General features: G+C 69.8%; 1 protein-coding gene. It reads left to right on the forward strand.

The annotated features are described in order from the left end of the window. The coding region (locus AB4880_RS26050) for an ATP-binding protein (RefSeq protein ID WP_496559911.1) at positions 1-543 on the forward strand (543 nt) is incomplete at both ends.

Here is a 543-nt window from a genome sequence, read left to right on the forward strand (position 1 = left end):
GAGAACGCCCAGTTCGCCCAAGCCGTCCTCGACGCCGGCCTGATCTGGATCGGCCCCTCCCCCGAAGCCATCGACGGCCTCGGCGACAAGGCCAAGGCCAAGCAGATCGCCCTCACCGCCGGCGCCCCCCTCGCGCCGGGCCTCAAGGACCCGGTCAAGAACGCCGACGAGATCATCGCCTTCGCCACCGAACACGGCCTCCCCGTCGCGATCAAGGCCGTCTTCGGCGGCGGCGGCCGCGGCCTCAAGGTCGCCCGCACCCTCGAAGAGATCCCCGAGCTCTTCGAGTCCGCCACCCGCGAAGCCATCGGCGCCTTCGGCCGCGGCGAATGCCTGGTCGAGAAGTTCCTCGACAAGCCCCGCCACGTCGAGACCCAATGCCTGGCCGACTCCCACGGCAACGTCGTGGTCGTCTCCACCCGCGACTGCTCCCTACAGCGCCGCCACCAAAAGCTCGTCGAAGAGGCCCCCGCCCCCTTCCTCACCCCCGAGCAGAACCAGCGCCTCTACGAGTCCTCCAAGGCCATCCTGCGCGAAGCCAAC

The organism is Nocardioides ginsengisoli, from assembly GCF_039537225.1.
Taxonomy (GTDB): domain Bacteria; phylum Actinomycetota; class Actinomycetes; order Propionibacteriales; family Nocardioidaceae; genus Nocardioides; species Nocardioides ginsengisoli.